Below are 9,156 nucleotides of genomic sequence, written 5' to 3' on the forward strand. Positions count from 1 at the left end.
CTCGCCCCCGAGCCGGGCCCTTCCCGCGTACCGCCCGGTCTACCGGACGAAGACGCTCGCCTGGTTCGCCAGGTCCAGGAAGTACTGCGGGGCGAAGCCGAGGACCAGGGTGACCGCGACGCCCGCCGTGATCGTGATGCTCGTCAGGGCCGAGGGGACGGCGACCGTGGGGCCGTCGGCCTTCGGCTCGCTGAAGAACATGAGCACGATGACCCGGATGTAGAAGAACGCGGCGATCGCCGAGGAGATCACACCGACCACGACGAGCGCGCCCGCGCCGCCGTCCGCCGCCGCCTTGAAGACCGCGAACTTCCCGGAGAAGCCGGAGGTCAGCGGGATGCCGGCGAAGGCGAGCAGGAAGACCGCGAAGACCGCCGCGACGAGCGGCGAACGGCGGCCGAGCCCGGCCCACTTGGACAGGTGGGTGGCCTCGCCGCCCGCGTCCCGGACCAGGGTGACGACGGCGAACGCGCCGATCGTCACGAAGGAGTAGGCGCCCAGGTAGAAGAGGACGGACGAGATGCCGGACGGCGTCGCCGCGATGACGCCCGCGAGCAGGAAGCCCGCGTGCGCGATCGACGAGTACGCCAGGAGCCGCTTGATGTCGGTCTGCGTGATGGCGACGATCGCACCGCCCAGCATGGTGACGATGGCGACGCCCCACATGACCGGCCGCCAGTCCCAGGTGAGACCGGGCAGCACCACGTACAGCAGGCGGAGCAGCGCGCCGAACGCGGCGACCTTGGTGGCGGCGGCCATGAAGCCGGTGACAGGGGTCGGGGCGCCCTGGTAGACGTCCGGGGTCCACATGTGGAACGGCACGGCGCCGACCTTGAAGAGGAGCCCCATGAGGACCATCGCGAAGCCGATGAGCAGCAGCGCGTCGTTGCCCATGGTGTCGGCGAGCGCCGGGTCGACGGAGCCGATCGAGCCGTCCACGACCCGGGCGATGGTGGCGTACGAGACGGAGCCCGCGTAGCCGTAGAGCAGGGCGATCCCGAAGAGCAGGAAGGCCGAGGAGAAGGCGCCGAGCAGGAAGTACTTGACGGCCGCCTCCTGCGACATCAGCCGCTTGCGGCGGGCGACGGCGCACAGCAGGTACAGCGGGAGGGAGAAGACCTCCAGGGCGACGAAGAGCGTCAGGAGGTCGTTGGCCGCCGGGAAGACCAGCATGCCGGAGATCGCGAACAGCGCGAGCGGGAAGACCTCGGTGGTGGTGAACCCGGCCTTGACGGCCGCCTTCTCGTGGTCGCTGCCGGGGACGGCGGCGGCCTCGGCGGCGAAGGAGTCGACCTTGTGGCCGTGGTCGGCCGGGTCGAGCCTGCGCTCGGCGAAGGTGAAGACCGCCACGATGGAGGCGAGGAGAATGGTGCCCTGGAGGAAGAGGGCGGGTCCGTCGACGGCGATGGCGCCCATGGCCGCGATGTGGGCCTTGGTGGAGCCGTAGCCGCCCGCCGCCAAGCCGACGATGGCGGCGAAGGCGGCGGCGAGCGCGGCGACGGAGAGGAACACCTGGCTGTGGTAGCGGGCCTTGCGGGGCACGAAGGCCTCGACGAGGACGCTGACGACCGCGGCGCCGAGCACGATCAGCACCGGCGAGAGCTGTGTGTACTCGATGTGGGGTGCCGGGATCTTGTCCAGCGGCTCGGCCGCTGTCGTCCACAAGCTGTGGACAGCCATGGAACTCACTTGGCCGCCTCCACGTTCTGAATCTGGGGCTGGGGGTCCTTCTGCTGGACGTCCGACATGGTGTGCCGCACGGCCGGGTTGACGACGTCCGTCAGCGGCTTCGGGAAGACCCCGAGGAAGATCAGGACGGCGATCAGCGGGACGACGACGGCCAGCTCGCGCGCCCGCAGGTCGGGCAGGGCCCGCACCTCCTCCTTCACCGGCCCGGTCATCGTCCGCTGGTACAGGACGAGGGTGTAGAGCGCGGCGAGGACGATGCCGGTGGTGGCGATGATGCCGGCCACCGGGTACCGGGCGTACGCGCCGACCAGGACCAGGAACTCGCTGACGAACGGCGCGAGTCCGGGCAGCGACAGGGTCGCGAGGCCGCCGATCAGGAAGGTGCCGGCGAGCACCGGGGCGACCTTCTGCACACCGCCGTAGTCGGCGATGAGCCGCGAGCCGCGCCGGGAGATCAGGAACCCGGCGACGAGCATCAGCGCGGCCGTCGAGATGCCGTGGTTGACCATGTAGAGCGTGGCACCGGACTGGCCCTGGGTGGTCATCGCGAAGATGCCCAGGATGATGAAGCCGAAGTGCGAGATGGACGCGTAGGCGACCAGGCGCTTGATGTCCCGCTGGCCGACGGCGAGCAGCGCGCCGTACACGATGCTGATCAGCGCCAGGACGACGATCGCGGGGGTGGCCCACTTGCTCGCCTCGGGGAAGAGGCCGAGGCAGAAGCGGAGCATCGCGAAGGTGCCGACCTTGTCGACGACGGCCGTGATGAGGACGGCGACGGGGGCGGTGGCCTCCCCCATCGCGTTCGGCAGCCAGGTGTGCAGCGGCCAGAGCGGCGCCTTCACCGCGAAGGCGAAGAAGAAGCCGAGGAACAGCCACCGCTCGGTGCTGGTCGCCATCTCCAGGGAGCCGTTGGCGCGGGCTTCGGCGATCTCGGTGAGCGAGAAGTTCCCCGCGACCACGTAGAGCCCGATGACCGCGGCCAGCATGATGAGGCCGCCGACGAGGTTGTAGAGCAGGAACTTGACGGCCGCGTAGGAGCGCTGGGCCGCCGCGTTCTCGTCGGAGCCGCTGTGGGCGCGGTCGCCGAAGCCGCCGATGAGGAAGTACATCGGGATGAGCATGGCTTCGAACAGGATGTAGAAGAGGAAGACGTCGGTGGCCTCGAAGGAGAGGATCACCATCGCCTCCACCATGAGGATCAGGGCGAAGAAGCCCTGCGTCGGCCGCCACCTCTTCGAGGAGGTCTCCAGCGGGTCGGCGTCGTGCCAGCCGGCCAGGACGATGAAGGGGATCAGCAGGGCGGTGAGGCCGATGAGGGCCACCCCGATGCCGTCCACGCCCAGTTCGTAGCGGACACCGAAGTCCTTGATCCAGGAGTACGACTCGACGAGCTGGTAGCGGTCGCCGCCGGGCTCGAACTGTGCCCAGACGACGGCCGCGAGGACGAGCGTGGCGAGCGAGACGAGCAGCGCGAGCCACTTGGCGGCGGTGCGGCGGGCGGCGGGCACGGCCGCGGTGAGCACGGCGCCCACCGCGGGCACCGCCGCCGTCGCCGTCAGGAGCGGGAAGCCCGCGTTGACCACTGGGGACATGGGAGTCACACCGCCCTCATCAGCAGGGTCGCGGCGATCAGCACCGCCGTACCTCCGAACATGGAGACCGCGTACGAGCGGACGTAGCCGTTCTGGAGCTTGCGCAGCCGGCCGGAGAGTCCGCCGACCGAGGCCGCGGTGCCGTTGACCACGCCGTCCACCAGGCTGTGGTCGACGTAGACGAGCGAGCGGGTCAGGTGCGTGCCGCCCCGGACGAAGACGACGTGGTTGAAGTCGTCCTGGAGCAGGTCGCGGCGGGCGGCCCGGGTGAGGAGCGAGCCGCGCGGGGCGACCACCGGGACGGGCCGGCGGCCGTACTGCACGTACGCGAGGCCGACGCCGATCACCATGACGGCGACGGTGGCGGCGGTGACGGCGGCGGCGCTGATCGGCGGGTGGCCGTGCTCGAAGCCGGTGACCGGCTCCAGCCACTCGACGAAGCCGGAGAACTCGAAGAGCGCGCCTGCGGCGACCGAGCCGACGGCCAGCAGCACCATCGGGATGACCATGGACCTGGGCGACTCGTGCGGGTGCGGCTGCTGCCCGTTCTCGTCGTCCTGCCAGCGCTTCTCGCCGAAGAAGGTCATCAGCATGACGCGGGTCATGTAGTACGCGGTGATGGCCGCGCCGAGCAGGGTGACCGCGCCGAGGATCCAGCCCTCGGTGCCGCCCTTGGCGAAGGCCGCCTCGATGATCTTGTCCTTGGAGAAGAAGCCGGACAGGCCGGGGAAGCCGATGATCGCGAGGTAGCCGAGGCCGAAGGTGATGAAGGTGACCGGCATGTACTTCCGCAGGCCGCCGTACTTCCGCATGTCGACCTCGTCGTTCATGCCGTGCATGACGGATCCGGCGCCGAGGAACAGCCCGGCCTTGAAGAAGCCGTGCGTCACCAGGTGCATGATCGCGAAGACGTAGCCGATGGGGCCGAGGCCGGCCGCCAGGATCATGTAGCCGATCTGCGACATCGTCGAACCGGCGAGCGCCTTCTTGATGTCGTCCTTCGCGCAACCGACGATCGCACCGAAGAGGAGCGTGACCGCGCCGACGACGGTGACGACGAGCTGGGCGTCCGGCGCGGCGTTGAAGATGTCGGCGGAGCGGACGATCAGGTACACACCGGCGGTCACCATCGTGGCCGCGTGGATGAGGGCCGAGACCGGGGTCGGGCCCTCCATCGCGTCCCCGAGCCAGGACTGCAGCGGCACCTGGGCCGACTTGCCGCAGGCGGCGAGGAGCAGCATTAGGCCGATCGCGGTCAGCTTGCCCTCGGAGGCCTGTCCGCTCGCCTCCAGGACCGGCCCGAAGGTGAAGGTGCCGAAGGTGGTGAACATGATCATGATGGCGATCGAGAGGCCCATGTCGCCGACACGGTTGACGATGAACGCCTTCTTCGCGGCGGTGGCCGCGGTGGGCTTGTGCTGCCAGAAACCGATCAGGAGGTACGAGGCGAGGCCGACGCCCTCCCAGCCGAAGTACAGGAGCAGGTAGTTGTCGGCGAGGACGAGCAGGAGCATCGCCGCGACGAACAGGTTGAGGTAGCCGAAGAACCGGCGGCGGCGCTCGTCGTGCTCCATGTAGCCGATGGAGTAGACGTGGATGAGCGTGCCGACCCCGGTGATCAGCAGGACGAAGGTCATCGACAGCTGGTCGAGCTGGAAGGCCATGTCCGCCTGGAAGCCCCCGACGGGGATCCAGGTGTAGAGCGTCTGGTGCAGGGCCCGGTCGTCGGCGCTCTTGCCGAGCATGTCGGCGAAGAGCGCCAGGCCGATCAGGAAGGACACGCCCGCGAGGAGCGTGCCGAGCCAGTGCCCGGTCTTGTCGAGCCGCCGGCCGCCGCAGAGCAGCACCGCCGCCCCGAGCAGGGGCGCCCCGATGAGCAGCGCAATGAGATTTTCCACGGTCAGCCCCTCACAGCTTCATCAGGCTGGCGTCGTCGACCGAGGCCGAGTGGCGGGCACGGAAGACGGACACGATGATCGCGAGCCCGACGACGACCTCCGCGGCGGCGACGACCATCGTGAAGAAGGCGATGATCTGTCCGTCGAGGTTGCCGTGCATGCGGGAGAAGGTGACGAACGCGAGGTTGCAGGCGTTGAGCATGAGCTCGACGCACATGAAGACGACGATCGCGTTGCGCCGGATCAGCACCCCGGCCGCACCGATGGTGAACAGCAGGGCGGCCAGGTACAGGTAGTTGACGGGATTCACCTAGAAGCCTCCTCTTCGCGGCCCAGGCGCTCCGCCGACCGCTGCTCCAGGGCCTTGAGGTCCGAGAGCGCCTCGGTGGACACGTCCCGGATCTGGCCCCGCTTGCGCAGGGTCCCCATGACGGTGAGCTCCGCCGGGGTGCCGTCGGGCAGCAGACCGGCGATGTCTACGGCGTTGTGCCGGGCGTAGACGCCGGGCGCGGGCAGCGGAGGCACGTGCTTGCCCTCGCGGACGCGCTGCTCGGAGAGCTCGCGCTGGGTGCGGGCCCGCTCGGTGCGCTCGCGGTGGGTGAGCACCATCGCGCCGACGGCCGCCGTGATCAGCAGCGCGCCGGTGATCTCGAAGGCGAAGACGTACTTGGTGAAGATGAGGGCGGCGAGGCCCTCCACGTTCCCGCCGTGGGCGCTGTTGGCGGTGCCGAGGCCGGCGAACTCCGTCAGCGAGGCGTGGCCGATGCCGGCGATGAGCAGGATGCCGAAGCCGAGGCCGCAGGCGACGGCCCACCAGCGCTGCCCCTTGATGGTCTCCTTCAGCGAGTCCGCTGCCGTGACACCGACCAGCATGACGACGAAGAGGAAGAGCATCATGATCGCGCCGGTGTAGACGACGATCTGGACGATGCCGAGGAAGTACGCGCCGTTGGCGAGGTAGAAGACCGCGAGGACGATCATGGTCCCGGCGAGGGAGAGCGCCGAGTGCACGGCCTTCTTCATCAGGATCGTGGACAGCGCGCCGACGACGGCGACGGTGCCGAGGACCCAGAACTGGAAGGCCTCACCGGAAGAGGTCGTGTAGGCCGCGAGGTTCGCGCTCATGCGTCCGCCCCCTCCGGCTCGCCCTTCTCCCCCTTGGACACGGCGACCTGCCGGACGGTGCCGGGCGCGGCCCCGGTGACCAGGCCCTTGTAGTAGTCCTGCTCGGTCATGCCGGGGAAGATCGCGTGCGGGGTGTCGACCATCTCCTCCTCCAGGCCCGCGAGGAGCTGCTCCTTGGTGTAGATCAGGGCCTCGCGGGAGGAGTCGGCCAGCTCGAACTCGTTGGTCATCGTCAGCGCGCGCGTGGGGCACGCCTCGATGCACAGTCCGCAGAGGATGCAGCGGGCGTAGTTGATCTGGTAGACGCGGCCGTACCGCTCGCCCGGCGAGTAGCGCTCCTCGTCGGTGTTGTCCGCGCCCTCCACGTAGATGGCGTCGGCGGGACAGGCCCAGGCGCACAGCTCGCAGCCGACGCACTTCTCCAGACCGTCGGGGTGACGGTTGAGCTGGTGCCGGCCGTGGAAGCGGGGCGCCGTCGTCTTCTGCTGCTCCGGGTACTGCTCGGTCAGCCGCTTCTTGAACATGGCCTTGAAGGTCACGCCGAAGCCGGCCACCGGATTCTGGAAATCAGACACCGTCCGTCCCCCTTTCGTCACTCTCGGTAGCAGTATCGGGGCCACCACTGACAACGAGGTCCCGTTCGTGGCGGGGCCTGCGCCGCGGCACGGGCGGCAGGGACTGTCCGGGCTTGGGCGGTACGGGGAAGCCGCCGGCCATCGGGTCGAAGGCCCGCTCCTCGGCGGGTCCGGCCGCGGCCGCCTTCTCCTTGCGGTCGCGGAACGCGTCGTAGAGGAAGGAGAGCAGCAGCAGGGCGAGGACGGCACCGGCCACGTACAGCACGATGTTGGAGAAGGCGATGTTCTCGTTCCGCAGCGCGCGGACGGTGGCGACGAGCATCAGCCAGACCACGGCGACCGGGATGAGGACCTTCCAGCCGAGCTTCATCAGCTGGTCGTAGCGGACGCGGGGCAGGGTGCCGCGGAGCCAGATGAAGAAGAACAGCAGCAGCTGCACCTTGACGACGAACCAGAGCATCGGCCACCAGCCGTGGTTCGCGCCCTCCCAGAACGTGGAGATCGGGTACGGGGCCCGCCAGCCGCCCAGGAAGAGCGTCACCGACACGGCCGAGACCGTCACCATGTTCACGTACTCGGCGAGCATGAACATCGCGAACTTGATGGACGAGTACTCGGTGTTGAAGCCGCCGACGAGGTCGCCCTCGGACTCCGGCATGTCGAAGGGGGCGCGGTTGGTCTCGCCGACCATCGTGACGATGTAGATGATGAACGACACCGGCAGCAGGATCACGAACCAGCGGTCCGCCTGCGCCTCGACGATCTTCGAGGTCGACATCGACCCGGAGTAGAGGAAGACCGAGGCGAAGGCCGCGCCCATCGCGATCTCGTACGAGATCATCTGCGCGCAGGACCGCAGGCCGCCGAGCAGCGGGTACGTGGAGCCGGACGACCAGCCGGCGAGGACGATGCCGTAGATGCCGACGGAGGCGACCGCGAGGACGTACAGCATCGCGATCGGCAGGTCGGTGAGCTGCATCGCGGTCCGGTGGCCGAAGATCGAGACCTCGTTGCCGGCCGGGCCGAAGGGGATCACGGCGATCGCCATGAACGCGGGGATCGCGGCGACGATCGGGGCGAGGACGTAGACGACCTTGTCGGCCTTCTTGACGATCACGTCCTCCTTGAGCATCAGCTTGATGCCGTCCGCGAGGGACTGGAGGAGACCCCAGGGGCCGTGCCGGTTGGGGCCGATGCGCAGCTGCATCCAGGCGACGACCTTGCGCTCCCACACGATGGAGAACAGCACGGTGATCATCAGGAAGGCGAAGCAGAAGACCGCCTTGATCAGCACGAGCCACCAGGGGTCCGTGCCGAACATGGACAGGTCCTCGGCGGCCAGGACGTTCGGGGTCATGCCTGCACCTCCTGCGAGGTCGCCGGGCCGATGCGGACCACGTCGCCGGGGTGGGCGCCGGTGTCGGAGAGGACGCCGCGGCCCGCCGAGTTCAGCGGGAGCCAGACGACCCGGTCGGGCATCTCGGTGACCTGGAGCGGGAAGGTGACGGAGCCCGCGGGGCCGGTCACCTCCAGGACGTCGCCGTCCTTGACGCCGGTGTCGGCGGCGGTCGCGGCGGAGAGCCGGGCGACGGCGGCGTGCCGGGTGCCGGCCAGGGCGGTGTCGCCCTCCTGGAGCCTGCCGAGGTCGAGGAGGAGCCGGTGTCCGGCGAGGACGGCCTCGCCGTCGCCGGGCCGGGCCGCCGGCTGTCCGGGCGAGCTGGGCTCGGTGGCCCGCTCCTCGGTCCAGCCGCCGAGCCGGTCCAGCTCCCGGCGGGCCGACCGCAGGTCGGGCAGGCCGAGATGGACGTCGAGGGCGTCGGCGAGCATGTGGAGCACGCGCGCGTCGGTCGGCGCGAGCGGCCGGGTCATCTGCTCGGGCTTGAGCGCGGCCTCGAAGAGCCGGGCCCTGCCCTCCCAGTTGAGGAAGGTGCCGGGCTTCTCGGCGACGGCCGCGACCGGCAGGATCACGTCGGCGCGCTCGGTGACCTCGCCGGGCCGCAGCTCCAGGGAGACCACGAAGGCCGTGTCGAGGGCCTCGCGCGCGCGTGCCGGGTCCGGCAGGTCGGCGACCTCGACGCCCGCGACGAGCAGCGCGGTGAGTTCGCCGCCGGCGGCGGCCTCCACGATCTGGCCGGTGTCGCGGCCGTAGCGGTGCGGGAGTTCGCGGACGCCCCAGGCGACGGCGACCTCCTCACGCGCGCGCGGGTCGGTCGCCGGCCGCCCGCCGGGCAGCAGCGCCGGGAGCGCGCCGGCCTCGACGGCGCCGCGCTCGCC

8 protein-coding genes are annotated in these 9,156 nt (G+C 69.9%); all 8 read right to left on the reverse strand.

Going from position 1 to position 9,156, the window contains the following annotated elements:
* Positions 1 to 39: 39 nt before the first annotated feature.
* Positions 40 to 1,689, reverse strand: coding sequence for an NADH-quinone oxidoreductase subunit NuoN (gene nuoN / locus ACWGN5_RS35240; protein WP_453522486.1), 1,650 nt, complete (start codon positions 1,687 to 1,689; stop codon positions 40 to 42).
* Positions 1,686 to 3,284, reverse strand: coding sequence for an NADH-quinone oxidoreductase subunit M (locus ACWGN5_RS35245; protein ID WP_453522487.1), 1,599 nt, complete (start codon positions 3,282 to 3,284; stop codon positions 1,686 to 1,688). The genes nuoN and ACWGN5_RS35245 overlap by 4 nt, the downstream gene beginning before the upstream one ends.
* Positions 3,285 to 3,289: 5 nt before the next feature.
* Positions 3,290 to 5,182 (reverse strand): NADH-quinone oxidoreductase subunit L, encoded by a 1,893-nt coding sequence (gene nuoL, locus ACWGN5_RS35250; protein ID WP_453522488.1) that lies wholly within the window; start codon positions 5,180 to 5,182, stop codon positions 3,290 to 3,292.
* A 10-nt stretch (positions 5,183 to 5,192) separates the two neighbouring features.
* Positions 5,193 to 5,492: an NADH-quinone oxidoreductase subunit NuoK gene (gene nuoK, locus ACWGN5_RS35255; protein WP_017239464.1), complete on the reverse strand. Its 300-nt coding sequence runs from the start codon at positions 5,490 to 5,492 to the stop codon at positions 5,193 to 5,195.
* Positions 5,489 to 6,307, reverse strand: a complete 819-nt coding sequence (locus ACWGN5_RS35260) for an NADH-quinone oxidoreductase subunit J (protein ID WP_453522489.1) — start codon at positions 6,305 to 6,307, stop codon at positions 5,489 to 5,491. Before ACWGN5_RS35260 ends, nuoK begins: the two co-directional genes overlap by 4 nt.
* Complete coding sequence (gene nuoI, locus ACWGN5_RS35265; RefSeq protein ID WP_453522490.1) at positions 6,304 to 6,882, reverse strand: NADH-quinone oxidoreductase subunit NuoI; 579 nt, start codon at positions 6,880 to 6,882, stop codon at positions 6,304 to 6,306. Before nuoI ends, ACWGN5_RS35260 begins: the two co-directional genes overlap by 4 nt.
* Positions 6,875 to 8,239, reverse strand: a complete 1,365-nt coding sequence (gene nuoH, locus ACWGN5_RS35270) for an NADH-quinone oxidoreductase subunit NuoH (RefSeq protein WP_453522491.1) — start codon at positions 8,237 to 8,239, stop codon at positions 6,875 to 6,877. Before nuoH ends, nuoI begins: the two co-directional genes overlap by 8 nt.
* The coding region (locus tag ACWGN5_RS35275; protein ID WP_453522492.1) for a molybdopterin-dependent oxidoreductase at positions 8,236 to 9,156 on the reverse strand (921 nt) is incomplete at its 5' end. The genes nuoH and ACWGN5_RS35275, both read right to left, overlap by 4 nt.

The organism is Streptomyces sp. NPDC055815 (genome assembly GCF_053616475.1).

Coding starts and splice junctions, on each gene's coding strand:
- ACWGN5_RS35260 (WP_453522489.1), bottom strand. CDS start 6,307: ATGAGCGCGAACCTCGCGGCCTACACGACCTCTTCCGGTGAGGCCTTC.
- nuoH (WP_453522491.1), bottom strand. CDS start 8,239: ATGACCCCGAACGTCCTGGCCGCCGAGGACCTGTCCATGTTCGGCACG.
- ACWGN5_RS35245 (WP_453522487.1), bottom strand. CDS start 3,284: ATGTCCCCAGTGGTCAACGCGGGCTTCCCGCTCCTGACGGCGACGGCG.